This window comes from Actinomycetota bacterium (genome assembly GCA_016700055.1).
In the GTDB taxonomy this organism is placed as follows: Bacteria; Actinomycetota; Acidimicrobiia; order Acidimicrobiales; family Ilumatobacteraceae; genus Kalu-18.
On sequence record CP064997.1, the window covers coordinates 1,772,434 to 1,797,766 of the forward strand.

Genomic DNA, 25,333 nt, shown 5'->3' on the forward strand with positions numbered 1-25,333 from the left:
ACGCCCGCGACGTGGCAGCATCGCTCTCGTGAGCCAACCTTCGTTCGACTTCGGCGACGTGAGAGCGACGGCTCCCACGTACACCGTGGTCGAGCTCGCCGACCGGCTGAACAACGCGCTCGCCCTCACCTTCCGTGCCGGGGTATGGGTGACCGGCGAGATCACGGGGCTGAACGAGCGCAACGGCCACTACTACTTCCGTCTCGTCGCGAACGATGCCGGCCGGCGAGCGACGATCGACGCCAGCTTGTTCGCCCCTGCACGTGAGCGGCTCGCGCCGCTGTTCGAGCGGCACGGGTTCCAGCTGGCCGACGGCATGCAGGTGCGCGTGTTCGGCCGCGTCGACTTCTACGCGCCGAGCGGGCGCATCGGGGTGAAGGTCACCGACATCGACCCCCGCCACACCCTCGGCGAGCTGGCTCTGCGACGCGATGCCGTCGTCGGGCGCCTCGTCGCCGCCGGGCTCTACGACGCCAACCGCTCACGCCCCCTCGCCCCGGTGCCGCTGCGCGTCGGCGTCGTGACGAGCGTCGACAGCGCTGCATGGGCCGATTTCCGCCACGAGATCGAGCGCAGCGGCATCGGGTTCGTGCTGAGGTTGCTCGACGTGCGCGTGCAGGGCGAACGGGCTGTGGCCGAGGTGAGCGCCGCCGTCGCCAGGCTCGGGGCCGCGGTCGATCATCTCGACGTCGTCGCCGTGGTCCGTGGCGGGGGCTCCCGTACAGAGCTCGCCACGTTTGACGCCGAACCGATCGCGCGCGCCATCGCCGGGTCGTCGCTGCCGGTGTTCACCGGCCTCGGCCACGAGACCGACCGCAGCGTCGCCGACGAGGTGGCCCACACCTGCACCAAGACGCCGACCGCGTGTGCCGCCGCGCTGGTCGAGCGCGTGCAGGGTTTCAGCGCCTTCGCCGAAGAGGCGTGGGCCCGGATCTCGGCACGCGCAGGCGCCCGGCTCGACGGCGCGGCCCACGAACTGGCGCGCACCAGCCAGTCGCTGCGCCGCCAGACCGTCCACGCCGTCGACCGCTCCGACGAGCGGCTGAGCGCCCGCTCCACTCGCCTGGCCGGCGCCGCCGCGCGCGCCCTGGAGCGCGGCGAGCGCCGGCTGGAGCTGGCCGAGGCCCACGCCCGCCTGCTCGATCCGGTGCACACCCTGGCCCGCGGGTGGAGCATCACCCGCACCCTCGACGGTGGGGTGGTGCGATCGGTGCAGCAGCTCGCGCCGGGCACCGGCATCGTCACCAGCTTCGCCGACGGTTCGGCGCGCAGCACCGTGGAGGAGACCACGCCATGAGCACGAGTGACCACGGGGATCCGGCGCCCGACGGGGCGGCTGCGGGCGGCATCGGCTACGCCGCGGCACTGGCCGAGCTGGAGCGGATCCTGACCGAGCTCGAAGCCGCCGACGTCGACGTCGACGTGCTCGCCGAGAGGGTGCAGAGGGCGGCGGTGCTGATCCGGGCCTGCCGGGAGCGCATCTCCGAGGCTCGCCTGCAGATCGAACAGGTCGTCGGCGAGCTGGGGCCGTGACCGCCGAGCAGGGGCCTAGCCTCGCTCGGGTGGCCGCGGCGCCCCCCGACTCGCTCAATTGGATCGCGTCTCGCGTCGAGCAACGGCTGGCGGGCGTGCTCGACGCCGAGCAGCGACGCTGGGCGGCCTTCGACGCCGATCTCGACTCGCCGCTCGCCGAGATCGGGCGCCTGGTGCTGGCCGGGGGCAAGCGCCTGCGGCCGGCGTTCTGCCACTGGGGGTTCGTCGGCGCCGGTGGAGACCCGGACGACCCCGTCGTCGTCGACGCGGGGGCCGCGCTGGAGCTCCTGCACGCATTCGCCCTGTTGCACGACGACGTGATGGACGGTGGCGACACGAGGCGCGGCGAGCCGACCACCCACAAGGTGTTCGAGAGCCAGCACCTCGCCGGCGGTGGGCTCGGTGAGGCGCGCCGGTTCGGCGAAGGGGTGGCGATTCTCGTCGGCGACCTCGCGTTCGTCTACGCCGACCGGCTGCTGCTCGGTGCGCCCGCCCCGGCGTGGGAGGTCTGGAACGAGCTGCGGATCGAGCTGAACGTCGGCCAGGTGCTCGACCTGCTCGGGTCGGCGGGCAACGAGCGGCGTTGGGTGAAGGCAGAGCGCATCTGCCGGTACAAGAGCGGTAAGTACACGATCGAGCGCCCGCTCCATCTCGGTGCCCTCCTCGCCGCCCCCGAGCTCGCGGGCGAGCTCGTGCCGGCGCTCAGCGCATACGGCTTGCCTCTCGGCGACGCGTTCCAGATGCGCGACGACGTGATGGGGGCCTTCGGCGATCCCGAGCTGACCGGCAAGGCCGTCGGTGGCGATCTGCGTGAGGGCAAGCCGACTCCGTTGATGGCGCTCGCCACCGAGCGTGCCGACGCGTCGCAGCGCGCGGTGCTCGCCCGCGTCGGCGCAGCGGACATCGACGACGCGGACGTCGCCCGCATCCAGCAGGTGCTCGTCGACTCCGGCGCTCTCGCCGAACTCGAGCAGGTGATCGCCCGGCTCGCCGCCGAGGCGATCGGGGCGCTCGCCGGCCTACCGCTGACGCCGGCCGCGCGTGACGAGCTGGAGCAGCTCGCCCACTACGTGAGCTGGCGCGACGCGTAGATCTGGAGCGCTTCGGAGAGCGTTGCTTCGACCACACCCACCTCACGGGTGACGGCCTCGAGCCATGGCGGGCGCACCGTGGCGACGACACAGATCGGCTCGTCGAGACCGGAGCCCTCCACCGCGAGGCGCACGAACAGGGTCGCGTAGTCGGGAGGGCGCACGTCGCGCCCGAGCTCGACGAGGGCGTACGGGTCCGGTGTCGACGTCCGCGGGGCGAGCGTGAAGTAGCTCTGGGAGGTGGGTCCGACCGACCCTCCGTACAGACCCGGCCCGTCGGCCAGCACGGCGCCGTGCACCTGGCCGGCACGCGAGCCGGCGAGCTGCAGCGCCACGTAGGCGCCGAGCCCCCGCCCGACGACGGTGACCTCGCCGAGCTCGGCCAGCGCATGGTCTGCGTCGGCGAGCAGGATCTCGGCCGAGTACCCGCCGCCGCGGGGCATCGTCGACACCCCGTGCCCGGTGAAGTCGAGGGCCGCGACCGCGCCCGGCCATGGCTTCGCCCATTGCGGCACGGTCTCGGGAGAGCGCTCACCCAGACCGTGAAGCAGGAGCAGTGTCGGCGACGGCTCGGCCCCCGTCTGCCGCCCGCGCAGGACGTGCAGCGCGAGGTCGATGCGGTTGTGGCGCAGCCAGACGATCTCCTCGCTCATCGGGGTCTCCCGACGAACTCCAACACGGTCGCCGCCACCTCTACCGGCCGCTCGATGTGCACGAAGTGGCCGACGCCTTCGACCACCTCGCACCGGCCCCCGGTCGGCAGGAAGCGCTTCACGTGGTGGGGCAGCGTGCCCCAGCTCATCACGTCGGGCTCGGTGCCGAGCAGGCTGAGGAAGGGCATCGCCAGGCCGGGCAGGCGCATGATCGTCCACTCCGGGCGCCACGGACCGAAGCCGCCCATGCGCATCGTCGGGTCGATCTTCCACCGCCAACCGTCGGGGTCGTGGCGGGCGCCGACAGACACCAGGTAGCGCAGCCAGTCATGGCTGAGGCGGGGGTTCATCTGCGCCCTGCGCTCGGCGAGCTCGTCGAGTGTGCCCGGACGGCGTTGCGCGGCGACGGTGCGCCGGCGGTGGTCGAGCCAGCCGGCGACGTCGCTCGCGAGCATGCGCGTCCGCTCGTGCTCGGCGACGTCGGGCACCGGCCGCCGGTAAGGGATCCCGTCGAGGTTGACCATGTGGCTGAAGCGGAACGGCTGAGCGTCGGCGAGCTGGATGGCCATCGAGCCACCCTTGGAGTGCGCGACGACGACGCCCGGGCGGTCGGTAGTCGCGTCCATCACCGCCGTGGCGTCACGCAGATCGGCCTCGAACGAGTAGAGCTCGGCGTAGGCGCTGTCGCCGTGGCCACGCTGGTCCCAGGAGACCACGCGCCACCCCGCGTCGGCGAGCAGGGGGGCGAACACGTCGAAGGTGCGGGCGAAGTCGAAGCCACCGTGGATGCAGTAGAGGCACGGCGCCGAGGCGTCACCCCACTCGTGCACGGTGATCGCCGCCCCGCTCGAATCGACGGTGCGGGTGCGCTCCGGCGCCCGCGCCCCTGCGTAGCTGACCGCCTCGTCCCCCACGCGTTGCAGGATAGGTGGTGTCACCGACGGGCTGACCAGCCGGGACGCGCGTACCATGCGGGCTTCGAAGTAGTCGTCGGGAGGAGGGAATGATGCGGGCACTGGCTGTAGCGCTCCTCGCCTTGGGCGCCACCGCGGCTTGCGGGGGTGACGACTCTGCCGAGCCGGCCACCCTGCCGCCGCTCACCAGCACCCCGCCTTCGAGCACGACGACTCCTCCGACCTCGACGAGCGGACCGGCCAAGTTCTACGAGGTCCAGCCCGGCGACAGCCTGTCCTCCATCGCCGACCAGTTCGACGTGCGCATCGAGGACCTGATCGCCGTCAACGGGATCCTCGACCCGGATCACATCCAGGCCGGCCAGAAGCTGGAGATCCCGCCTCCGACGGTGCTCGTCACCGTCCCGAGCAGCTCCACGCCGTGACCCGGAGCGGGACCTTCAGCCCTGACAGCCCGGCACTGCGCTTCGTACAATCTCCGCCATGACTACCCCCTTCTGGCCGACCCCGGACCACTGGTCGGTGGCCGTGCCCCTCGACACGCCCCACTACCGCATGCCCGTGCTCGCCGACACCGGCTTCGTGGCGCTTGCACCGGCCTCCTTCGAGGTGCCGAGCAACGAATGGGAATCGCTCGAGTACCTCGACTGGAAGAGCGGCGGCGACACGAACTTCGCGCCGCTCGCCTCGGCCGACGGCCAGCTCGACTGCCGCGGCTTTTGGGACAAGGGCAAGACCGATAAGGACGCGATCTGGACCTCGAACGCCGACAAGGCGCCGACCCTGCGGAACTACGTCGATTCCGTCGGAGCCAACTTCGGCCGGGTGCGGATCATCAAGCTCGAGCCCCAGGACCGTGAAGTGGCGATGCGCTCGATCCATCGCGACGACAACAACCGCTTCAACCCCGATGCCGAGGGTTGGGTGGTGCGTTCGTGGGTGGAGCTCACCGACAACCCGGACAGCTACATGCTGCTCATGGACAACGACGCCGACGGCCTGCCCGACCCCTCCACCGAGCGGCGCGTCCCGCTGCCCCGCGGTGCACGCTTCGTCGTCGACACGCAGCGGCTGTGGCACGTCGTGGTGCACAACGGCACGTCCGCCCGCTATGCGCTGATCACCAGCTTCGAGAGCGGTCCGACGCTCGAGCGCTGGATCGACTCACAACGCCAGCCGGTTCCCGTCTGAGAAGACCGGGCCCGGGCCGGCTCAGCCGGCCCGCCGGTGGGCGGCGACCAGCTCGGCGATGTCCCGGATGATCTCGCCGAGCTGGAAGTCCTTCGGCGTATAGACCGCGGCCACCCCGGCCGCCCGCAGTCGTTCCCGGTCGCCTTCGGGGATGATTCCCCCGACCACCACCGGTGCGTCCACACCCGCCGCGCGCAGCCGGTCGACGATGGCCGGGACCAGCTCCAGGTGGGAGCCCGACAGGATGGAGAGCCCGACGACGTCTGGGTCCTCGTCGCGCGCGCTCGCCACGATCTGGTCAGGTGTCAGCCGGATCCCGGCGTACACCACCTCCATCCCCGCGTCGCGGGCGGCGACGGCGATCTGCTCGGCCCCGTTCGAATGGCCGTCGAGACCGGGCTTGGCGACGAGCAACTTGGGCGGCCCGCCCGGCACCGCCCGCACCGCCTCGGCGGCGCCGCCCAGCCCGCCGGCGGCGCGTCCGACTGCGGCGCCGACCCCCGTCGGGGCGCGGTACTCGCCGAACACCTCGCGCAGCGCGCCTGCCCACTCGCCGGTGGTGCCTCCGGCCTTTGCCAGCGCGATCGACGGGCCCATCACGTTCGTGCCGTCTTCGGCGGCGCGCCGCAGCGAGTCGAGTGCGGCGGCCACGGCGCTCTCGTCGCGCCCGGTGCGCCAGGCGGTGACGTCGGCGATCATCTCCGGCTCCACCGCCGGGTCGACGGTCAGAATGTTGCCCGGCGTGTCGAGCGGTGACTCGGCGGTCTCGGTGAAGCGGTTCACACCGACCACCACCTGGTCGCCGGACCCGATGCGCCTGGTGCGCTCGGCCATCGAACTGACGAGGCGCCCCTTCAGCTCGTCGACAGCCTCGAACGCGCCGCCGAGGGCCGTGACCTCGCCCAGCTCTGTCCACGCTGCTGCGGCCAGCGCGGTGGTCGCCGACTCGATCACGCGCGAGCCGTCGAAGATGTCGTCGTGCTCAAGCAGGTCCGTCTCGAACGCCAAGATCTGTTGCATCCGCAACGACCATTGCTGGTCCCACGGTCGCGGGAGACCGAGGGCCTCGTTCCACGCGGGTAGCTGCACCGAACGGGCCCTCGCCCGCTTGGAGAGCGTGACGCCGAGCATCTCGAGCACGATCCGCTGGATGTTGTTCTCCGGCTGCGATTCCGTGAGCCCGAGCGAGTTCACCTGCACGCCGTAGCGGAAGCGGCGCGCCTTCGCGTCTTCGACGCCGTAGCGCTCGAGGCCGATCCGGTCCCACAGCTCGGTGAAGGCGCGCATCTTGCAGATCTCTTCGACGAAGCGGATGCCGGCGTTGACGAAGAACGAGATCGAGCCGAACACCTGCCCGAACCGCTCGGGTTCGACCTGGCCCGAGTCCCGGACGGCGTCGAGCACGTCGATCGCGGTGGCCAGGGAGAACGCGATCTCCTGCACGGGCGTCGCGCCGGCTTCTTGCAGGTGATACGAGCACACGTTGATCGGGTTCCAGCGCGGCGCGTTGTGCGCGCACCATGCGACCATGTCGACGATCAGGCGCTTGGAGGGCGCCGGGGGGAAGATGTACGTCCCGCGGGACAAGTACTCCTTGACGATGTCGTTCTGCGTGGTGCCGCGCAGCGCGTCGGCGGCCACGCCCTGCTCCTGCGCATTCGCGACGTATAGGGCGAGCATCCATGCCGCCGTGGCGTTGATCGTCATCGAGGTGTTCATCTGCGCCGGCGGGATGCCGTCGAGCAGCGCACGCATGTGGCCGAGGTGGGACACGGGCACGCCGACCTTGCCGACCTCGCCGTGGGCCATCGGGGAGTCCGGGTCGTAGCCGGTCTGGGTCGGCAGGTCGAACGCGATCGACAGACCGGTCTGACCCTTCGCGAGGTTCGTGCGGTACAGCTCGTTCGACGCCTTGGCGGTGGAGTGCCCGGAGTACGTGCGCATCATCCACGGGTCGTCCCGGCGCGTTGGCGTTCGCGGGTGCTCGCTCATCTCCCCACTGTTGCCCGCGTGGCGCCACGAGCGCCAGCCACTCGGCAGAGCTTCGCCGACGCTCGCTCAAGTTGCCCGCGCGGCGCGCCGATGACTTGGCCGACAGATCGTCCAACCGGTGCGGCCGACACCCCCCCTGCGGCCGCACCGGATGGGGCGGTGGCCATCAGCTCTCCAGGCGGCGGCCAGGGGATGACGGCGAGATGGTGCAAATGCGACGGGCGCCGGCGGTGGGAGCTGGTGGTCGGAGCAGCACCATCTCGCCGCCTACCTTCTGGGTCACCGGGTGCGGGCAGCTACTCCCCGGTCGGCTGCTGCACTGCCGTGGCGGCCAGCGCGAGGTACTCCGCGCGAGGCACGGCGATTGCTCCGAGGGAGGAGAGGTGGGTGGTCGCCCACTGCACGTCGAGCAGGGTCATCGAAGCGGCGCGCATCGTCGCGACCAGAGCGACGAGGGCGACCTTCGAGGCATCGCGCCGGCGGTGGAACATGCTCTCCCCGGCGAACAGCCCGCCGACCCGTAAGCCGTAGAGGCCCCCGGCCAGGGCGCCCGCCTCGTCACGGACCTCCACCGAGTGAGCCCAGCCCAGCCGGTGCATTTCCTCGTAGGCAGCGACGATGTCCGCGTCGATCCAGCCGTGGTCACGCTCGACGGTCGCGCACGCCCGCACCACGTCGGCGAAGCCGGTGTCGACGTGGATCGTGAACCGGCGGCAACTCTGCCGCAGGGAGCGGGTCACCCTCAGCCCGTCGAGGGGAACGATGCCTCTCGGGTCGGGAGACCACCACCCGATCTCGCCACGACGGAGGTGCATCGGGAACAAGCCCACTCGGTACGCGGCGAGCAGCGTGCCCGGGGCGAGGTCTGCACCGACGGCGACGAGATCGTCGGCGGGCCAATCCTGCGGCTCGGGGAGCCGCCATCGTGACGGCGCCGGTTCCTCGGGCACACGGCTGAAGGCGTCGAGCGCCGCCGTGAGGTCCCAGGCGGGCTCGTCTGCCACAGGCCCGAGCCCGCAACCTCAGTAGGTGTAGAAGCCGCGCTTGGTCTTGCGGCCCAGGTGGCCGGCGGTGACCATGCGGCGCAGCGACGGCACGGCGGCGTAGTTGGGGTCGCGGAACTCCTCGTACAGCGCGTCGAGGATGGCGAGCGAGGTGTCGAGCCCGACGAGGTCGAGCAACGCGAACGGCCCCATCGGGAAGTTGCACCCTCCCTTCATCGCCGTGTCGATGTCTTCCAGGCTCGCCGTGCCCTGCTCCCACATGCGGACCGCGTTGTTGAGGTACGGGAACAGCAGCGCGTTGACGATGAACCCGGCGCGGTCCTTGACCTCGACGGCGTCCTTGTCGCACGCCCTGGCGAAGGCGGTGACAGCCGCGATCGTCTCGTCGCTCGCAGTCAGCGGCCGCACGATCTCGACCAGCTTCATCGCCGGCGCGGGGTTGAAGAAGTGCACGCCGCACACCTGGCTCGGGCGCTGGGTGACCATCGCCAGCTCGATCACGGGCAAGGTGGAGGTGTTGGTCGCGAGGATCGCTTCGGGCTTCACGATCTGCTCGAGCTCTTCGAACAGCTCCTTCTTCACCGCGAGATCCTCGACCACGCTCTCGATCACGAGATCGCATTCGGCGAGGCGACCGAGGTGGTCGGTGGGGGTGATCCGCCCGAGGATCGCCGTGCGCTCGGTCTCGGCGAGCTTGCCCCGCTCGACCTGCTTCGCGAGGCCCTTGTCGATCGACGTCATCATCGCGTCGGCAGCGGCCTGGGTGCGGGAGCGGACGACGACCGAGCAACCGGCTCGGGCGGCGACTTCGGCCAACCCGGCGCCCATGATCCCCGAGCCGAGCACGCCGACGGTGGTGATGTCTGACATGAGCCGCGAACGTACTTACCGCGCGGTAACCACGGCAAACACGCGCCGGTCCGGCGCGCCTACGCTCGGCCCCATGAGCGGGACGATCGGGTTGTGCGGTGGCGGGCCATTCACCGCGAACGACGAGCTGGACCGCCGGCTGCTCGACGCCGCCGGTGCCGACACCGCCCTCGTCATACCCACCGCCGACGCGTTCGAGCACCCCGAACGCCTCGTCGCGGAGGCGATGAACTGGGGCGAGCGCCTCGGTGTCACGGTCGAGGCGCTGATGGTGATGGGGCGCGCAGATGCCACCGATGCCGGGGTGGCGAGCGTGGTCGGCAGGTCGCGCGCGGTGTGGTTCGTCGGCGATTCCTCGCTGCACCTGCGCAGCGTGGTGAAGGACACCGCGTTGTGGGAGGCGGTCCGCGCGGTGCTCGCTGCCGGCGGCTCCGTGGTCGGGGTCGGGGCCAGCGCGGCTGCGTTGTGCGATCCGATGACCGATCCCCGCGGCGGGGCGTTCACGCTCGGGCTCGGCCTGATCGGCGGTCTGGCCCTGGTGACCGAAGCCGAGACCTGGTCCGAGGACCGGCTGCATCGCACGGCTCAGCTCGCCGCGGAACCGGGAGCCTCCGTACCGCTCGCCATCGTGGCCACCGGAGCCGCGCTGCTGCACACGCGGGCCGGGTGGGAGATGGTCGGTGACGTCGAGGTGCGCGGCGAGTTGCCCGCGTAGGGCGGGCCGCCGAGCGGACGTCGTCAGGCTTCGGTGATCGTCACCGACTCGATCACGATCAGACCGAGGGTCGGCACACCGTTTGCCGCTTGGTCCGGGTTGCCCAGCGCGTCGAGCGCGGTGACCGTGGTGTCGAGGCCTTCGGACACCTGGCCGAACAGCGAGTAGTTGGGTGGCAACCCGACACCGCCCACGCCGGTGATGACGAAGAACTGGCTGCCGTTGGTGTTGGCGCCGGCGTTCGCCATCGCGACCGAACCGATCTTGTACTCGCCGTCGGCGGGCAGCTCGTCGTCGAACTGGTAGCCGGGGAAGCCCTCCGCACCGCCGGTGCCGGTGCCGGAAGGATCGCCGCACTGCACGACGAACCCGGGCATCGCCCTGTGGCAGACGGTGTTGTCGAAGTAGTGGTACCTGGCCAGGACGACGAAGTTGTTGACCGTGTTCGGTGCCGCGGCTGCGTCGAGCTCGATGGTGAACGCGCCGTGGTTCGTGGTGATCTCGGCGGTGTAGCTCTTCGCCGGGTCGATGCACATCGGGGGCGCTTGCGCGAAGAGCACCGCGCGCTCTTCCGAGCCGTCGTCGGCAGGGCACGGCGTCTCACCGGTGATGGTGCGTCCGGGCACGGTCTCGGGCGGCGCCTCGGTGGTGGCCGGCGTGGTGGTGCTTGCCGAGGGGTCGGTTTCGGGCGGGGCGGTGAACGTCACCGACGTGTCGACCTCGGCGTCGTCGCCGTCGTCGTCGCCGCCGACCACGAACGCGAGGATGAAGAACAGCGCCAGCAACGCGGCGATGCCGCCGACGATCTGCAGTGTGCGCTTCTTCGTCTGCTTGCGCTGCGACTGCTTGGCCAGCTCTTCGAGCCGGGCTTGCCGGTTGGCCTTCTGGCGTTCACGCTTGGCGGTACCCACGAGCGCAGCAGGCTAGCGGCCGGGGACTCTTCGCGGCTGGCTACGGTGCGGGCCGTGAGCGCAGTGTCGGCGGGGGAGCCACATCCGGATCGAGTCGGCGGGAGGCCGGCGCCAAGGGTCGTGCTCACCGGTGGCCCCGGCGGGGGCAAGACCACGGCAGGCGACCTCTACCTGCGAGAACTGGGTGAGACGGCGATCATCGTGCCCGAGGCGGCCACCTTGTTGTTCGCCGGGGGTTTCCCGCGGGTGGACGAGCCCGACGCCGAGCGCAGCCTCCAGCAGGCGATCTTCGCCGTACAGCACCACCTGGAGGACGTCCAGGGTGCCCGCTTCCCAGAGCGCGTGCAGCTCTGCGACCGGGGCACCGTCGACGGGGCCGCGTTCTGGCCCGACGGGCAAGACGAGTTCTTCGCGATCGCCGGGACCGACCTGCGTCAAGAGCTGGCGAGGTACGACGCGGTGCTGTTCTTCGAGACGGCCGCCGTCGGCGGGCTGTCGATCGAGGGCGGCAACCGGTACCGGCTGGAGTCCGTCGACGAGGCGGTCGCGCTCGACGAGCGCCTGCGGGAGCTGTGGAGCCAGCACGAGCGCTTCTACTTCGTCCCGCACCAGCAGTCGTTCCTGGCCAAGATCACCGCCGGCCTGGCGATCTTGCGCAGCGTGATCGGGATGCATCCGAGGCACTGAAGGGGCGGACGGGCGCGGCGGGTGGGCCGGCCGCTAGCGTGGCGCCCTCGTGGCCCTGATCGTCCAGAAGTACGGCGGCACCTCGGTCGCCGACCCAGATCGCATCCGGGCGGTCGCCGAGAACATCGCCTTCACCAAGCGTCACGGCAACGACGTCGTGGTGGTCGTCTCGGCGATGGGCAAGGCCACCGACAACCTGATCGCTCTCGCCGACTCCGTGTCGCGCACGCAGCCGGGGCGCGAGATGGACATGTTGCTCACCACCGGCGAACGGGTGACGGCGGCCCTCACCACGATGGCCCTCGCCGACCTCGGCATCGAGGCGATCAGCCTCACCGGCAGCCAGGTGGGGATCATCACCGACACGGTGCATCGCAAGGCGAAGATCGTCGACGTGAAGGGCGACCGCGTGCGTGACGCGCTCGCCGCCGGGAAGGTGTGCGTCGTCGCCGGCTTCCAGGGCGTGTCGACGGCGAAGGAGATCACGACGATGGGGCGCGGTGCCTCCGACCTGACCGCCTCCGCGCTGGCGGCCGCGCTCGGCGCGGACGCGTGTGAGATCTACACCGACGTGACCGGCGTCTTCTCGGCCGACCCGCGCATCGTCCCCCAGGCCCGGAAGCTGGCCCGGGTGAGCTTCGACGAGATGCTGGAGATGGCCGGGGCCGGTTCCAAGGTGCTGGCCCTGCGCTCGGTCGAGTTCGCGAGGAACCACGATGTGGCGTTGCACGTGCGCTCCAGCTTCACGTGGGAGACGGGCACGTGGATCACGCCCGAGGCAGAAGAACCAGTTGATGGGGAGGGACCCTCAGTGGAAGATCCGATCATCTCCGGTGTGGTCACCGACACGAGCGAGGCGAAGGTGACCGTCATCGGTGTGCCCGACCGACCGGGCGTGTCGGCCGCGCTGTTCGAGCCGCTCGCCGAAGCGAACGTGAACGTAGACATGATCGTGCAGAACACCTCGACCGAGGGCACGACCGACATCAGCTTCACCGTCCCGGTGTCGGACATGCAGGTGTCCGAGGACATCGTCGCTCGGGTCGCGGGTGAGATCGGCGCTACCGGGGTCACCCATGACGCCCAGATCGCGAAGGTCTCGCTGGTCGGCGCGGGGATGAAGTCCAGCCCGGGGATCGCGGCGAAGATGTTCCGGGTGCTGGCCGACGAGCAGGTGAACATCGAGATGATCTCGACCTCGACGATCAGGATCAGCGTGGTCATCGCGGCGGGCGACCTGGAACGAGCAGCGCGGACGCTCCACACCGCCTTCGGCCTCGACAGCGGGCAGGCGTACTCGGCGCCGCTGCCCGTTCGGAAGTGATCGAGTGGCCCGTCGCAAGCAGCACGTTCCCTGGACGGCAGCGGGCCGGGCTTCTGAGCTGCAGCCCTCCGGCGACGCGGTCGTGCGCCGCACCGGCTGGGTGTTCAACAACGCCACCGGGAGGGGCCTGACGCTCGAGCAGTTCGTGCAGAGCGGCGAGGAGGAGGTCGGTGCGTACTTGCACCACTTCGGCCTCGACGACCCCGCGAACTCCGGGTCGACGCTCGTCGAGATCGGCGCCGGCATCGGGCGGATGACGGCCGGGTTCACGAAGCGGTTCGCGACGGTGGTGGCGTGCGACCTGGACGCCGCGTTCTTGGAGCGCTGCCGCGAGACGGTCGCCCGCTTCGGGGTGCCCGGCAGGCTGGCCACCTCGCACGTCGAGGACGGGCGCACGCTGGCCTTGCCCGACGCCTCGGCCGACGTCGTCTTCAGCTACATCACGCTCCAACACTGCGCTCGCGACGACGCCCTCACGCTCACCCGTGAGGCGGTGCGCGTGCTGCGCCCCGGCGGCAGGCTGGCGTTGAACTACCGCCAGTTCACCGCCGCCGACACCGTGCTGGTGCCCGCCGGAGCGGTGATGCGCACGCTGTGGCGGATCCCCGGGGTGGGTCCCTGGCTCGCGCGCCGCAGGCTCACCACCCGCCTCGGCTGGCAGGCGAGCCGGCTCGACCCCGAGACTGTGATCGCCGCCCTCCAGGAATCAGGCACGGTGTTCGACGAGCTCGTCGTGTTCACGTCGCCCTCGCGCAGGGCGCGAGACGTGCCCGGCGGTGTGACGCGGTCGTACGAGGGCGTCCACCGCAGCCACTGGTGGCTCGTCGGGCGCATATCTCCGGCGCACCGTGGAGACGGCCCGTTAGCCTGACACCCCATGCGCGTGGGTGTGGTCGGTGCAACAGGACAGGTCGGCGCGGTGATGAGGCTGCTCCTCGCCGAGCGCAGGTTCCCCGTCGAGGAGATCCGGTTCTTCGCTTCGCAGCGGTCGGCGGGCACCACCCTCGAGTGGCAGGGCCGTCAGATCGTCGTCGAAGATGCCGCCGTCGCCGACCCGAGCGGTCTCGACGTGGCGCTCTTCTCCTCCGGCGCGACGTCGTCGCGCTCGCTGGCCCCTCGCTTCGCGCAAGCAGGCGTGATCGTGATCGACAACTCGTCGGCCTGGCGAATGGACCCCGACGTGCCCCTCGTCGTCAGCGAGGTGAATCCCGGCGAGGTCGCAAACGCGCGCAAAGGGATCATCGCCAACCCGAACTGCACCACCATGGCGGCGATGCCGGTGCTGAAGCCGCTGCACGACGAGGCTGGCTTGGTGCGCCTCGTCGCCAGCACGTACCAGGCGGTGTCCGGTGGGGGCTTGGCCGGAGTCGACGAGCTCGACAAGCAGGCGCGTGAGGTCGTCGGCCAGGCACGTGAGCTGACCCACGACGGCAGCGCGGTCTCGTTCCCAGAGCCGGTGAAGTTCGTCAAGCCGATCGCGTTCAACGTGCTGCCATTCGCCGGCAAGCTCGTCGACGACGGGTCGGGCGAGACCGACGAGGAGCAGAAGCTCCGCGACGAGAGCCGCAAGATCCTCGGCATCGCCGGCCTGCGGGTGTCGGGCACCTGTGTACGGGTGCCCGTGTTCACGGGCCACTCGCTGAGTCTGAACTGCGAGTTCGAGCGGCCGATCTCGGTCGCGACCGCAACCGCGCTGCTGGCAGCCGCGCCGGGGGTGGAGCTCGTCGACGTGCCCACCCCGCTCGAGGCCGCCGGCCGAGACCCGAGCTACGTCGGGCGCATCCGCCAGGACGACTCGGTCGACGGCGGCCGTGGGCTGGCGCTCTTCGTCAGCAACGACAACCTGCGCAAGGGCGCGGCGCTGAACGCCGTGCAGATCGCGGAGTTGATCGCGGCTCGGTAGTCCACTCCCTCAGAGTGGGCAGGCGCAGGGCAGCTTGCCGCAGCGGGGACACCCGTTGGCGTAGCGCTCGACCGCCGTCGCGAGGTCGATGTCGAGCTGGTTCGCGAGCGACGCCACCCACGCCAGCACGTCGCTCAGCTCGTGCGCTTGTTCGGCTCGGCCGCCCTTGCGCACCGCTTGGGCCAGCTCACCGATCTCCTCGGCCAGCCAGGCCACGGTGGAGGGAATGCCCCGCTCGCGGTCGCGCTCGCCGTAGGTCTGCCCGATCACGTCCTGCAGGTGGGCGAGGTCCATTCGTCGAAGCGTAGGGGGCGGTGAACGCCGCAGTTCGGCGCTCCGTTCGTTGCTTCCTTGCCGCGAGCAATCTCTTCGCAGGGTGCAACGTTTTGGTGCCGTCGTACGACTATGTACTCGTGGGCGAGGTGAAGCGGGATGAGCGGAGTCTGGAGGGTGTATATCGCACGTCGCGTTTGAGCTTGACGCGGCTGGCGTATCTGCTCGTGGGTGACCGCAGCGACGCCGAAGATGTGGTGCAGGCGGTGTTCACCGCCGCCGCGGCCCACTGGGACACGATCGAGGAGCCGTTGGCGTATCTCCGCCGAGCAGTTGTCAATCGCGCCAACGAGGTTCATCGGCGGGCGTTCCGCGCGGCACCGGTGGTCGTGGCTCGTGAGTTGCCCGGCGAGCCTGCGGTGGATGAGACGTGGCTGTTCGTGCAGGCGTTGCCGATGGCGCAACGCACGGTCGTGGTGTTGCGCTTCTATGAGGATCTTCGTCTGAACGAGATCGCGTCGCTTGTCGGGCGTTCGGCGAGCACGGTGCGTTCGGATTTGCGGCGGGCGCTGAGGAAGTTGAAGGGGTTGTTGGCATGAACGAGTTCGATGACCTCGATCGACTGGAGCGGGAGTGCGGGCCGGTGCTACGCGTCGCCCTGCGCCGAGTTGCCGAGGAGATTCCAGTCGACACGTCAGCGTGGCAGCCTGGGCCAACCGTCCGGTTCCTCAACGGTGAGCACGCCCCCCTCGACGAGCGCGAGGCGCACACGACGTCGGCAGGTGATCCTCCCCGCGAGTGGTTTCCGCGACGGCGGTGGATGCAGGTGGCCGCGGCCACGATCGTCGCGTTCGCGATCGGGCTACTGGCGCTAATCCGCGACCAAGGCCCGGACAGCGTCCAACCCGGCGCGTTCAGCGAGTCAGTGTTCGCGATGACCAGCCCGTCCGCCGAGGAGGAGGCGCAGGCGACCAACGACGACCTGTACCGGGACGGCGACGTTGGGACGCAGGTCTCGGCGACGGGCAACTCCGTTTCGTTGCGCACGTGCCGGGACTCGGCTTCCGCCACGTGCGGCACCGACTGGGCGTACGTGACCGTGGTTGCCGGTGGTGGCGAGGTGCACGGCGGGCTGTTGGGTGAAGCGAGCCCGGTCAATCTGCATCTTCAGCTGCTCGATGATCGCTACTTCGTGGCGTCGGAGAGCTCACCCGACGCGCAGGCGCCGGCGAGGGCATGGCTCATTGATGCGGTTTCGGGACGAGCAGGGTCTCTCAGATGGCGCGACGTGCCGACGACCTTGAACTCGCCAGAGCAGCGGTTGCTGCTGTGCGGGGAGTCGTACAGCTCGCTCGCCACGCACTGCGCAGTCTTTCGCGGTCCCGACGCCGCCGACGGGGGATGGCAATTCGCGCCGAGCGACGCCGGCTTGGCGAAGGTGGTCAACATTCGTGACGGCACGATCCGGCCATTGGCGATGCCCGACAGTGCAGTCGCCGGTCTTCCCGTCGCCCAGCACGGCTCCGGGCGGATCTGGATCGGGACCGACCCCGACGACGACCGGCTCGGACTTGCGTACAGCGACGACGGGGGCGCGACCTGGAACGAGGTCGCACTCCCAGAACAGGTGAGCGCCACCAGCGAGGAGTTGACGACGAGCCTCCTTCCCTACGGAGACGATCTGTTGGAGATCGCAGCCGACGGCGACCGCGTCGCAGTGGCCGAGTCATGGGAAGGCGACGACAACACCGTCTACGTCTCGAACAACGCAGGAACCACCTGGACGACCGCAGCCTCCGAACCAACCGGCAACGGTGTACACCTGTACGTCCTCGCCGACCGACGCCTGGTTGTGATGGGATCGATGGATCCCTACCCAAGCCAAGTACTGGCGTCGACGGGCTCGGACTGGACCGAACTCGAGAGCGTCAGTGTCGAGTTCGCTGCCGAACCCGGCTCGCTCACGGATCTGCGCTTCAGCGTCAACCGCGCCGGCGTCGCCATGATCCACTCTTACATAGACGAGGCCGACAGCTCCACGCTCGACACGATCGACTTCAGCACCGACCTGACGAACTGGTCGACCATCCAGATCCGCAACCCCTGATCGCCCGGTCTGGGTAGACAGAACCCCTGGTCCGGGCTGCTGTCGCAGGTCCGTGACCAGGGGTTTTCTGGTCGGGGTGGGGAGATTTGAACTCCCGGCCTCCACGTCCCGAACGTGGCGCGCTAACCAAGCTGCGCTACACCCCGGTGGAACAGCCGAGGATGCTACCCGGCCGGGGCCGGTTCCTCCTCGACGGCGGGCGCACCGGATCCTTCCTCGCCGGATCCTTCCTGGCCGGATCTCTCACCGGATGCTTCCTGGTTGGGTCCGGCGAAGTGGGGTCCCTCGAAGAACGTGTCGCCGGCGGCGACGGTGAGTGCCGCCCGCTTCAGGCGTAGCGGGTCGAGTGGCTTGACCAGCCAGCCGTCGGCGTCGGAACGCCGGGCCAGGTTCACGTCGGCATGGCGGTCGAGCAGGATCAGCACCGGCACGTAGGGCGCCGTCCCGGCGCTCTCGTCGAGGCGCAACGACATCGTCACCGCCATGCCGCCCATCGAGCCGATCTGGAGATCGAGCACGGCGAGATCGGGTGTCCGCTCGGCCACGATCCCGGACACGAGACGGCCCTCCCGGCACACGACGAACGAGGTGTCGGGCCCGCTCAGGGCCGCGACGACCTCGTCGATCAGCCAGTCGGCGTCGGCGGCGAGAAGCACGTGCACCGCGGCGACGTTACCCGAACAGGTCTGCGGCGACGGAGGCGATGCCGTCGAGATCGTGCACGTCGTCAGCACGCAGGGGCACGCGCGCGATGGGCGCCTCGTCGGCGACCTCGAGCAGCTCGACGATCGTCGCCGCCTCCCGCTCTGCCTGCAGGCGCAGCTCGGCGAGGTTCGACCACAGCGCGGCCAGGTCGAGCTCACCTCGGGCGCCGGCCTCGGCCGCGGCCTCGGCGGCCGAGATCGAGGAACCTTCGCCGAACGAGGGCTGCAGGCGGTTCAGGACCACCGCCGACACCCCGGGGCCGTCGTCGGCGAGCTTGCGGGCGAAGAAGACGGCTTCTTCGACGGTGTCGTGGCGGGCCGAGGCGACGATCACGTACGCGGTCTCCTCCGAGTGGAGGAGCGCCATCACCTGGTCGGCCCGATCACGAAACCCGGCCTCCATCCCGTCGAACGCCTGGAAGAAGGCGATCGCGTCGGCGAGCACCTCGCCGCCAATGATCTTGCCGATCGTGCGCAGCACGGGCTGCGCGGCGACGTTCAACACCCTCATCCCCCCGCGGGCGGGTGCCATCAGCCAGCGGTAGAGCCGGTGGTCGAGGAACCGGGTGAGGCGGCCGGGGGCGTCGAGGAAGTCGAGCGCGTTCCTGGTCGGCGGGGTGTCGACGACGACGAGGTCGAAGCGCTCGTCGGCGTGCAGCTCGTACAGCTTCTCCGCCGCCATGTACTCCTGAGTGCCGCTCAGCGCGCCGGCGATGTTGCGGTAGAAGGGGTTGGCGAGGATGCGTTCGGCCTGCTCGTCGTCCGCGGCGTGGCGGCGCACGAGCGCGTCGAAGGTGGTGCGCGTGTCGAGCATCATCGCCCACAGCTCGCCGCCCGGCGACGAGACGGCATCGATCGGCGCGGGATCGTTGGTCAGGCCCCCGCCCAGCCCGAGCGCATCCGCGAGGCGCTTCGCGGGGTCGATCGTCACCACCACCGCCCGACGGCCGCGGAGGGCGGCATCGAAGCCGATCGCCGCCGCGGTGGTGGTCTTGCCGACGCCGCCCGAGCCGCAGCAGACGAGCACGGACGTGCGGTCGACGACGTCGACCAGGCGCGCGGGCCGGGCCGTCATGGCGCGAGCGACCCCACGGCGGCGCTCAATCGCATGGCCAGTGCCGCGACGTCGTCGGCGTCGAGGCCGGCCGTAGGGACGAGCGGCAGCTTGAGCTGCGCGAGCGGCAGCTCACGAGCGAGGCGGGCGATCTCCTCGGCGTGCATCGCCCGCCGCTGCGTGCGAAAGGACGCCGCCGCGGCCAGCGCCGCGCCGTCGTCGCCCTCGGGCAGGCCGTCAACGGTGCGCGGATCGGGGAGCAGGTCGCCCACATCTTGCGCGTTGACGACGACGGGGCCGAGCTGCACCCCGATGCGATCCTCCAGCGCGTAGGCGGTCTCGATCAGCTCGTTGACCGGCGTGGCCTCCGGCAAGGTCACGAGCAGCACCTGGCAGCGGGCGGGGTCGCTCAGCATCTCGAGCACGTCTCGGGCCTGGGTGCGGATGGGCCCGACGCGTACGGCGTCGAGCAGGCCCCGCGCCGACTGCAAGAAGGTGATCGCGTGACCGGCCGCCGGCCCGTCGACGACGACGAGGTCGAACAGGCCCTCGGTCTCGATCTCCCGTTCGAGCTGCTTCAGCTTGCCGAGCACCAAGATGTCGTCGATCCCGGGGGCCGCGGTGCTGACGACGTCGATCACCCCGCTCGTCACCAGGCGCTTCGACAGACGCTTCAGCCCGTGCGAGGTCAGGTAGTCGGCGAGGGCGTCGGAGGGGGTGATCGTGCGCCCGCTCACCCGCCCGCTGCCCGACGGGCCGAGACCCTCGGCGAGCACGACGTCCTCGTACGGCAGCAGGCCCTCTCCGCCGAGCAACGCGGCGATGCCGGGCTTGTCCTCCAGTTCCACGACGAGCACCCGCAATCCCGCATCGCCTGCTGCGCGCGCCAGCACGGCCGATACGGTTGTCTTGCCGACACCGCCCTTGCCGGCCACCACCACCACGCGCGAGGTGGTGAAGAACTGCTGTGGGTCCACGCGCCCTCCGGAGGCTCTCGTGCGCAGACTAGCGATCGCATCGTTCCTCGCCGCGGGAGGGTTCGTCCTGGCCGCGGGCGGTGCCTCGGCCGCGCCCGCCCCCGTCGCCCCGGTCGAGCCGACCGACGCGGCCGCGGCGCTCGACCCCGTCGACGTGCTCCAGGTGTCGGGCTTCCTCGACGAGATCGTCGTCGACGAGATCGGACGCGCCATCGACCGCGCCGCCGACGGCGACGCCCAGGCCTTGGTCCTACAGATGAACACCAAGGCCTCGATCGTCGATCGGGCGACGATGCGCGACCTGTACCAGCGCGTCGCCACGTCTGCCGTGCCCATCGCGATCTGGGTCGGCCCTTCGGGGGCGCGGCTCTACGGGCTGCCCGCGCAGCTCCTCGCCGCGGTCGACGCGAGCGGCATGGCCCCTGGCGCCCGCATCGGCCACACCGGGGTGCCCCTCGACGAATCCGTCACCTTCGGCGCGGCCACCGAGCGGATGCGCGGCGGCTCGCTCGGGTTCCAGGAGGCCCGCCAGCTCGGCGCGCTGCAGCTGGAGATCAGCGACGAGGGCGTGCCGACGATCCGCAACATGGTCTTCGCCCTCGACGGGCTGACCGTCGACGGCGTCACCCTCGACACCGCCGTCGAACGGATCGACGACGACGGGACCGTCGCCAACGACATCACCACGGTGCGGTTCTGGAAGCTCGGGCTCCTCGCGCAGCTCTTCCACACCGTGGCCAGCCCGGCCGTCGCCTACCTGTTGTTGACGATCGGTCTCGCGCTGATCGTGTTCGAGTTCTTCACCGCAGGCGTCGGCGTCGCCGGCCTCGTCGGAGCCGTGTGCCTGGTGCTGGCCGGATACGGCCTGGGGGCCCTACCGACGCGCGGGTGGGCCCTCGCGATGGTGCTCGGCGCGTTCTTGGCGCTCGCCGTCGACGTGCAGGTCGGCATCCCCCGGTTCTGGACTGCGGTCGGAATGGTGCTGTTCGCCGTCGGCTCGTGGTTCTTGTTCGAGCCCGCCGACGGCGCGGTGCTGAGGCCCTCGTGGCTGACCCTGCTCGTTGGCATCGGCGGGGTGGCCATCACGTTCGTCAGCGGCATGCCGAGCATGACCCGCACCCGCTTCGCCACGCCGACGATCGGACGGGAGTGGATGATCGGCCAGACGGCGACCGCGGCCGGTGACGTCGACCCGGAGGGCACCGTGCAGCTCGGTGCCGCCCGGTGGCAGGCCCGCACGAACCGGGCCACGCCGGTGAAGCAGGGCGAGCGGGTGCGGGTGGTGGCGATCGACGGGGTGACGCTCGAGGTCGAACCGCTGGAAGGCGCGGCCCGCGACTACCGCGAGCACTGAGTCAGGCGCTGCGCCGCCCGACGAGGGTGCGCAGACGCAAGGGTGAGCGTCGCTTGGCGGGCCGCTCTGCCTTCGCTCCGTCGTCAGGGCTCTCGGCCGGCGGCGATTCGTCGCTCAGCTTCTCGGCCAGGCGGGCGACGGCGAGGCTGTTGGTGATCACCTCACCGAGGCGGCCGGGGTCGGCGAGCAGCCACGAGTGGCTGCCCTCCAGCTCGGTGCCCTCGACACCGGCAGCCACGCAGAGCGCCTCGAAGCTCTCCCGCGGGATCACGCCGTCGCGCTTGCCCCACAAGATGGTGATCGGCAGGTCCCGATCGCGCAGCTCCTCGACCTGCTGGCGCAGGTCGGCCCGCCGGGCGAGGCCGGCCACACGCACGATCGCGCGCGGGTTGCGCATCAGGTTGGGAACGATCCCCTCTGCCAGGACCGGCAGCACCCTCGTCGCCTGGCGCACGGGGAACACGTCGGCCGGGAAGTGCAGGCCCCAGTCCCACAGCGGGCGCTCGGCGATGGAGCGCACGGTGCCGCCGCTGCCCCACGCAGAGCCGCCGACGGAGTTGACGAGCACCAGCGCCCGCACGTGGTCGGCCGCGCCGTGGGCGTAGCGGATGGCCACTCCACCACCGAAGCTGTGCCCGACGACGACGAGGGGTTCGTCGATCTCCAGGGCGGCGACGAAGCTCGCCACCCAGCGGGCGTAGCCCTCGATCGAGAACTGGGCGCGGGGCAGGTCACCGGTACCGCCGAAGCCGGGCAGAGCGGGGGCGTACACATGTGCCCCCTGCGTCGCGATGGCGTCGATCACCTCTCGGTAGGCGCGGTCGTTCAACGCCCAGCCGTGCAGCAGCAGCACGGGCGGCCCCGAGCCGGCGGTCGAGTACGCCGCGGGACGTCCTTCCACCCAAGTACGTCGGCTCACGATGGCCTCGCTCATGCCCCGACGATAGATATCTCGGCCGCCCGGTGACACGGCCGATGGTCACTCGCCCCGCTCGCCATCGTCCCAGGTGGAAAGGCGTGGGCCGGCCACCCGGCGGTCGTCGCGGCGGCGGGTCAGGCCGCGGGCGTCGAGCTCGGCGGCGAGGGGAAGGGCGTGCTTGCGGGTCACCCCGAGCGCCTCGCGCAGGTGCGACACCGTGAACCCGCTCGGGTGCTCGGCGAGCAGCCGGGCCGCGGTCTGCGCGGCGGTGTCGATCGCGTCGGGGTGGAACACCACTCCGTCACGATCGACGAGCAGGCCGCGCCGGACCAGTTGGCGCAACGTCGCCCGGTCGACGCCGGCGATCGCGTCGGCGTCGGGAGGGCTGCATCCGTACCTCGCGAGCAGCGCCAGGACGGGATGGTCGGCGAGGGGATCGACAGCTTCCGCCGGGCGGGCGAAGCCGCGGTCGACGGCCACGTCTGGCATCGTCGCGAGCACCGCCCGGGCGCGGTCCTCGAGCGTGGCGAGCTCCAGACCGAGCGGGCCGGCGTCGCGGATGCGGGTCGTCAACTTGCTCGTCTCGGCCGCGAGCGCTCCCGGAGCGGCGACCCAGCGGCCGACGTCGGGCGCGCGCCGCTCGCCGGTGAGCAGCTCGAGCTCGTCGGCTGCGATCCAGCCGCGCTCGGCCACCACGCGCTCCACGCGGCGGTCGGGGCTCGCCTTCGACGCCGCGAGGACCGGGGCCACGTCGAGCACCTCACCGCCGCCGACGGTCTCTTCCCGCCCGCTCTCGCGCAGCACGAACCGGTCGCCGGGCAGCAGTGGCAGAGGGTGAGCGAGGTGCAGCCGCACCAGCCCTTCGGTGCCGGGGGCGATCGCCGTCTCGGCGCCGAGCACGCGAAGGCGCACCGACAGCTCGCCCGAGCCGACGTATGCCGCGTACGCGCCTTTGCGGCTGACCTCGTGGCCGAGCGCGGCGAGCACGGTGAGCGAGGCATCGACCCGGGCGCTCTGGTGCCACCGGCCGGGGTGCACGACGGCATCGCCGCGGTGTATGTCGGCGAGCTCGACACCGGACAGGTTGAGCGCCACCCGGTTGCCGGGCCCGATCCGCTCGACGTCCACACCGAGCGTCTGGATCGCGCGGATGCGGGCGCGGCGCCGGCCGGGGCCGACGACGACCTGGTCGTCGGTGGTGAGCCCGCCGCGCGTCAAGGTGCCGGTGACGACGGTGCCGCTGCCTCGCGAGACGAACGCCCTGTCCACCCAGAGCCGGGCGCGGCCGAGGTCGACGGCGGCGGGCGTGGACGCGACCAGTGCGTCGAGGGCGCCGACCAGCTCGGTCAGGCCGGCACCGGTGGTGGCCGACACCGCCACGACCGGAGCCTCGGCGAGGAACGTGCCGGCCAGGTGGTCACGCACGTCGAGCTCGGCGAGCTGCAGCCACTCGTCGTCGACGAGGTCGGCCTTCGTGAGCGCGACCACCCCGTGGGTGATGCCGAGCAGCTCCAGGATGCGCAGGTGCTCCTCGGACTGGGGCTTCCACGCCTCGGTGGCGGCGACCACGAACAAGCACGCGTCCACCGCGCCGACCCCGGCCAACATGTTGCGCAGGAACCGGGTGTGGCCGGGTACGTCGACGAAGCTGATCCCGGCGCCCGAAGGCAGGGTCGTGTTGGCGAAGCCGAGGTCGATCGTCAAGCCGCGGCGCTTCTCCTCGGCCAGGCGGTCGGGGTCGGTGCCCGTCAGCGCGCGGACGAGCGACGACTTGCCGTGGTCGACGTGACCGGCGGTGGCGACGATCCTCACGGCGCGTTCGGTGCCGGCGCGACCGTGCGCAGCGCCTCGACCAGGAGTTCGTCGTCGGCGGGGTCGACGCTGCGCACGTCGAGCAGGGTGCGGTCGTCGTGGACCCGCGCGATGACCGGCACGGGACAGCAGCGGAGGGCACGGAGGTGGTCGCCAGCGAGGCAGACCCCGAAAGAGGCGAGGGTCGCGCCCGGTGCAGAACCGGCGCCAGGCAGGGCCTCGGTGGCGGTGACCTCACCCACCCCGGCCTGCGCGACGATGCGCTCGGCTCGTTCCCGCAGCTCGGCTTCGCCGGCGGTGACCATGCGCCAGAACGCGAGCTCCGACCCGGCGTCGCGCCGCAGGTACGACAGCGCCACCTCCTGGAGGCCGGCGAGCACGATGCCCCCCGGCCGCAACGCCCGCGCGAGAGGGTGGCGGGCGCACAGATCGACGAGGTCGGCCCGGCCGGCGATGACGCCGGCCTGAGGACCGCCGAACAGCTTGTCGCCGCTGAAGGTGACGAGCGCCGCGCCGTCGGCGAGCGTCTGGCGGGCAGCGGGCTCGCCGCGCAAGAACGCGGGCGGCCCGCCGTCGAGCCACGGGCAGGCGGCGTCGATCAGGCCCGAGCCGATGTCGGCCACGACGGCCACGGCGAGCGTGGCCAGCTCGGCCACGGTGACCGTCTCGACGAAGCCCTCGACGCGGTAGTTCGAGGGATGCACCTTCAGCACCAACGCGACGTCGTTGCCCGGCGAGGCGAGCGCGGCGCGGTAGTCCGCGAGGCGGGTGCGGTTGGTGGTGCCGACGTCGACGAGGCGGGCGCCGGACTGCTGCATCACCTCGGGCACCCGGAACCCTCCGCCGATCTCGACGCTCTCCCCGCGGCTGACCGGCACGTCACGACCGGCGGCGAGAGCACTGAGCACGAGCAGCACCGCGGCCGCGTTGTTGTTGACGACGAGCGCCGCCTCGGCCCCGACGAGGGTGGCGAGCAGCCTGCCGACACCACGCTGGCGGCTGCCGCGCTCACCCGTGTCCAGGTCGAGCTCCAGGTTGAGGGGACGATCAGGGCCGCCATCGCGCTTCGGTGCGAACGGCGCCCGGCCGAGGTTCGTGTGCAGCAGCACCCCCGTCGCGTTGACGACCGGGCCGAGGAGCGTGCGGGCGAACTCAGCCGCCAGCTCCGCCGCGTGGGCGTGCACGTCGGGCGCACCACGCGCGATCGCGTCGCGGGCGATCTCGACGAGGATCGGGTGGGGCAGCCCTGTGGGGGAGAGCGACCTGGCCAGGGCGTCGACCGACGGCGGGCGTCCGGTGCGTGCCGATCCCCCGTTCCCGGTCACGGGCGGGACGCTACCCGTGG

26 protein-coding genes and 1 tRNA gene are annotated in these 25,333 nt (G+C 71.1%); 13 read left to right on the forward strand and 14 right to left on the reverse strand.

Going from position 1 to position 25,333, the window contains the following annotated elements; genetic code table 11:
* The first annotated feature begins 28 nt into the window (after positions 1-28).
* Genes xseA through IPM43_08655 form a run of 3 tightly spaced genes read left to right on the forward strand, consistent with a single transcriptional unit; the run spans position 29 to position 2,624 of the window.
* Positions 29-1,297, forward strand: coding sequence for an exodeoxyribonuclease VII large subunit (gene xseA, locus IPM43_08645; GenBank protein QQS23535.1), 1,269 nt, complete (start codon positions 29-31; stop codon positions 1,295-1,297).
* Positions 1,294-1,533, forward strand: coding sequence for an exodeoxyribonuclease VII small subunit (xseB, locus tag IPM43_08650; GenBank protein ID QQS23536.1), 240 nt, complete (start codon positions 1,294-1,296; stop codon positions 1,531-1,533). The genes xseA and xseB overlap by 4 nt, the downstream gene beginning before the upstream one ends.
* A 29-nt stretch (positions 1,534-1,562) precedes the next feature.
* Positions 1,563-2,624: a polyprenyl synthetase family protein gene (locus IPM43_08655; GenBank protein ID QQS23537.1), complete on the forward strand. Its 1,062-nt coding sequence runs from the start codon at positions 1,563-1,565 to the stop codon at positions 2,622-2,624.
* On the opposite strand, the gene IPM43_08660 is transcribed toward IPM43_08655, so the two are convergent.
* Both IPM43_08660 and IPM43_08665 read right to left on the reverse strand, forming a co-directional pair.
* Positions 2,600-3,277, reverse strand: coding sequence for an alpha/beta hydrolase (locus IPM43_08660; GenBank protein ID QQS23538.1), 678 nt, complete (start codon positions 3,275-3,277; stop codon positions 2,600-2,602). The two genes, IPM43_08655 and IPM43_08660, sit on opposite strands and share 25 nt — an antisense overlap.
* Positions 3,274-4,248, reverse strand: coding sequence for an alpha/beta hydrolase (locus IPM43_08665; protein QQS26393.1), 975 nt, complete (start codon positions 4,246-4,248; stop codon positions 3,274-3,276). The genes IPM43_08660 and IPM43_08665 overlap by 4 nt, the downstream gene beginning before the upstream one ends.
* A gap of 35 nt (positions 4,249-4,283) precedes the next feature.
* Between IPM43_08665 and IPM43_08670 the strand changes: the two genes are divergently transcribed.
* On the forward strand, positions 4,284-4,616 hold the full coding sequence (locus IPM43_08670) for a LysM peptidoglycan-binding domain-containing protein (GenBank protein ID QQS23539.1): 333 nt from the start codon (positions 4,284-4,286) through the stop codon (positions 4,614-4,616).
* A 58-nt stretch (positions 4,617-4,674) separates the two neighbouring features.
* A complete protein-coding gene (locus tag IPM43_08675) occupies positions 4,675-5,382 on the forward strand; it encodes a hypothetical protein (protein QQS23540.1) in 708 nt (235 codons plus the stop codon).
* A gap of 21 nt (positions 5,383-5,403) precedes the next feature.
* On the opposite strand, the gene IPM43_08680 is transcribed toward IPM43_08675, so the two are convergent.
* The 3 genes from IPM43_08680 to IPM43_08690 all read right to left on the reverse strand — a co-directional run bounded on the left by IPM43_08680 (position 5,404) and on the right by IPM43_08690 (position 9,248).
* Complete coding sequence (locus IPM43_08680; GenBank protein ID QQS23541.1) at positions 5,404-7,374, reverse strand: protein meaA; 1,971 nt, start codon at positions 7,372-7,374, stop codon at positions 5,404-5,406.
* A 296-nt stretch (positions 7,375-7,670) separates the two neighbouring features.
* Positions 7,671-8,324, reverse strand: a complete 654-nt coding sequence (locus IPM43_08685; GenBank protein ID QQS26394.1) for a leucyl/phenylalanyl-tRNA--protein transferase — start codon at positions 8,322-8,324, stop codon at positions 7,671-7,673.
* Between the two features lie 72 nt (positions 8,325-8,396).
* Positions 8,397-9,248: a 3-hydroxybutyryl-CoA dehydrogenase gene (locus IPM43_08690; protein ID QQS23542.1), complete on the reverse strand. Its 852-nt coding sequence runs from the start codon at positions 9,246-9,248 to the stop codon at positions 8,397-8,399.
* Between the two features lie 73 nt (positions 9,249-9,321).
* Between IPM43_08690 and IPM43_08695 the strand changes: the two genes are divergently transcribed.
* Positions 9,322-9,963: a hypothetical protein gene (locus IPM43_08695; GenBank protein QQS23543.1), complete on the forward strand. Its 642-nt coding sequence runs from the start codon at positions 9,322-9,324 to the stop codon at positions 9,961-9,963.
* A 23-nt stretch (positions 9,964-9,986) separates the two neighbouring features.
* Here the strand turns inward: IPM43_08695 and IPM43_08700 are convergent, their stop codons facing one another.
* The gene (locus IPM43_08700; GenBank protein QQS26395.1) at positions 9,987-10,499 is read right to left on the reverse strand and encodes a peptidylprolyl isomerase; all 513 of its coding nucleotides are present in this window, start codon (positions 10,497-10,499) and stop codon (positions 9,987-9,989) included.
* 438 nt (positions 10,500-10,937) lie between these two features.
* Between IPM43_08700 and IPM43_08705 the strand changes: the two genes are divergently transcribed.
* From IPM43_08705 to IPM43_08720, 4 genes are all read left to right on the forward strand, one after another.
* Positions 10,938-11,561, forward strand: a complete 624-nt coding sequence (locus IPM43_08705; protein ID QQS26396.1) for an AAA family ATPase — start codon at positions 10,938-10,940, stop codon at positions 11,559-11,561.
* Positions 11,562-11,610: 49 nt separating this feature from the next.
* On the forward strand, positions 11,611-12,885 hold the full coding sequence (locus tag IPM43_08710; GenBank protein QQS23544.1) for an aspartate kinase: 1,275 nt from the start codon (positions 11,611-11,613) through the stop codon (positions 12,883-12,885).
* Between the two features lie 253 nt (positions 12,886-13,138).
* Positions 13,139-13,756, forward strand: coding sequence for a class I SAM-dependent methyltransferase (locus IPM43_08715; GenBank protein QQS26397.1), 618 nt, complete (start codon positions 13,139-13,141; stop codon positions 13,754-13,756).
* A 6-nt stretch (positions 13,757-13,762) separates the two neighbouring features.
* A complete protein-coding gene (locus tag IPM43_08720) occupies positions 13,763-14,788 on the forward strand; it encodes an aspartate-semialdehyde dehydrogenase (GenBank protein QQS23545.1) in 1,026 nt (341 codons plus the stop codon).
* Positions 14,789-14,797: 9 nt separating this feature from the next.
* Here the strand turns inward: IPM43_08720 and IPM43_08725 are convergent, their stop codons facing one another.
* Positions 14,798-15,082 carry a pyrophosphohydrolase gene (locus IPM43_08725; GenBank protein ID QQS23546.1) on the reverse strand — a complete coding sequence of 95 codons (285 nt, stop codon included), beginning with the start codon at positions 15,080-15,082 and terminating at the stop codon, positions 14,798-14,800.
* Between the two features lie 20 nt (positions 15,083-15,102).
* Here IPM43_08725 and IPM43_08730 point away from each other — a divergent pair, with 20 nt between their 5' ends.
* Positions 15,103-15,660, forward strand: coding sequence for a SigE family RNA polymerase sigma factor (locus IPM43_08730; protein ID QQS23547.1), 558 nt, complete (start codon positions 15,103-15,105; stop codon positions 15,658-15,660).
* Positions 15,657-17,168, forward strand: coding sequence for an exo-alpha-sialidase (locus tag IPM43_08735; protein ID QQS23548.1), 1,512 nt, complete (start codon positions 15,657-15,659; stop codon positions 17,166-17,168). Before IPM43_08730 ends, IPM43_08735 begins: the two co-directional genes overlap by 4 nt.
* A gap of 68 nt (positions 17,169-17,236) precedes the next feature.
* Here IPM43_08735 and IPM43_08740 read toward each other — a convergent pair.
* The 4 genes from IPM43_08740 to IPM43_08755 form a co-directional block, all read right to left on the reverse strand.
* A tRNA-Pro gene (locus IPM43_08740) sits at positions 17,237-17,314 on the reverse strand.
* Positions 17,315-17,332: 18 nt separating this feature from the next.
* On the reverse strand, positions 17,333-17,830 hold the full coding sequence (locus IPM43_08745) for a response regulator transcription factor (GenBank protein ID QQS23549.1): 498 nt from the start codon (positions 17,828-17,830) through the stop codon (positions 17,333-17,335).
* Positions 17,831-17,840: 10 nt separating this feature from the next.
* Positions 17,841-18,947 carry an ArsA family ATPase gene (locus IPM43_08750; GenBank protein ID QQS23550.1) on the reverse strand — a complete coding sequence of 369 codons (1,107 nt, stop codon included), beginning with the start codon at positions 18,945-18,947 and terminating at the stop codon, positions 17,841-17,843.
* Positions 18,944-19,903, reverse strand: coding sequence for an AAA family ATPase (locus IPM43_08755; protein ID QQS23551.1), 960 nt, complete (start codon positions 19,901-19,903; stop codon positions 18,944-18,946). The genes IPM43_08750 and IPM43_08755 overlap by 4 nt, the downstream gene beginning before the upstream one ends.
* Before the next feature lie 19 nt (positions 19,904-19,922).
* Between IPM43_08755 and IPM43_08760 the strand changes: the two genes are divergently transcribed.
* Entirely contained in the window at positions 19,923-21,257 is a 1,335-nt protein-coding gene (locus IPM43_08760; GenBank protein QQS23552.1) for a hypothetical protein, read from the forward strand.
* 1 nt (position 21,258) lies between these two features.
* Here IPM43_08760 and IPM43_08765 read toward each other — a convergent pair whose 3' ends face one another.
* Genes IPM43_08765 through selA form a run of 3 tightly spaced genes read right to left on the reverse strand, consistent with a single transcriptional unit; the run spans position 21,259 to position 25,313 of the window.
* Entirely contained in the window at positions 21,259-22,191 is a 933-nt protein-coding gene (locus IPM43_08765; protein QQS23553.1) for an alpha/beta fold hydrolase, read from the reverse strand.
* Between the two features lie 45 nt (positions 22,192-22,236).
* On the reverse strand, positions 22,237-23,988 hold the full coding sequence (selB, locus tag IPM43_08770; protein QQS23554.1) for a selenocysteine-specific translation elongation factor: 1,752 nt from the start codon (positions 23,986-23,988) through the stop codon (positions 22,237-22,239).
* Positions 23,985-25,313 (reverse strand): L-seryl-tRNA(Sec) selenium transferase, encoded by a 1,329-nt coding sequence (gene selA / locus IPM43_08775; protein QQS23555.1) that lies wholly within the window; start codon positions 25,311-25,313, stop codon positions 23,985-23,987. Before selA ends, selB begins: the two co-directional genes overlap by 4 nt.
* Between the last annotated feature and the right edge of the window lie 20 nt (positions 25,314-25,333).

Coding starts and splice junctions, on each gene's coding strand:
- xseB (QQS23536.1), top strand. CDS start 1,294: ATGAGCACGAGTGACCACGGGGATCCGGCGCCCGACGGGGCGGCTGCG.
- IPM43_08660 (QQS23538.1), bottom strand. CDS start 3,277: ATGAGCGAGGAGATCGTCTGGCTGCGCCACAACCGCATCGACCTCGCG.
- IPM43_08665 (QQS26393.1), bottom strand. CDS start 4,248: ATGGTACGCGCGTCCCGGCTGGTCAGCCCGTCGGTGACACCACCTATC.
- IPM43_08670 (QQS23539.1), top strand. CDS start 4,284: ATGCGGGCACTGGCTGTAGCGCTCCTCGCCTTGGGCGCCACCGCGGCT.
- IPM43_08675 (QQS23540.1), top strand. CDS start 4,675: ATGACTACCCCCTTCTGGCCGACCCCGGACCACTGGTCGGTGGCCGTG.
- IPM43_08680 (QQS23541.1), bottom strand. CDS start 7,374: ATGAGCGAGCACCCGCGAACGCCAACGCGCCGGGACGACCCGTGGATG.
- IPM43_08690 (QQS23542.1), bottom strand. CDS start 9,248: ATGTCAGACATCACCACCGTCGGCGTGCTCGGCTCGGGGATCATGGGC.
- IPM43_08695 (QQS23543.1), top strand. CDS start 9,322: ATGAGCGGGACGATCGGGTTGTGCGGTGGCGGGCCATTCACCGCGAAC.
- IPM43_08700 (QQS26395.1), bottom strand. CDS start 10,499: ATGTGCATCGACCCGGCGAAGAGCTACACCGCCGAGATCACCACGAAC.
- IPM43_08715 (QQS26397.1), top strand. CDS start 13,139: ATGACGGCCGGGTTCACGAAGCGGTTCGCGACGGTGGTGGCGTGCGAC.
- IPM43_08720 (QQS23545.1), top strand. CDS start 13,763: ATGCGCGTGGGTGTGGTCGGTGCAACAGGACAGGTCGGCGCGGTGATG.
- IPM43_08725 (QQS23546.1), bottom strand. CDS start 15,082: ATGGACCTCGCCCACCTGCAGGACGTGATCGGGCAGACCTACGGCGAG.
- IPM43_08735 (QQS23548.1), top strand. CDS start 15,657: ATGAACGAGTTCGATGACCTCGATCGACTGGAGCGGGAGTGCGGGCCG.
- IPM43_08750 (QQS23550.1), bottom strand. CDS start 18,947: ATGACGGCCCGGCCCGCGCGCCTGGTCGACGTCGTCGACCGCACGTCC.
- IPM43_08765 (QQS23553.1), bottom strand. CDS start 22,191: ATGAGCGAGGCCATCGTGAGCCGACGTACTTGGGTGGAAGGACGTCCC.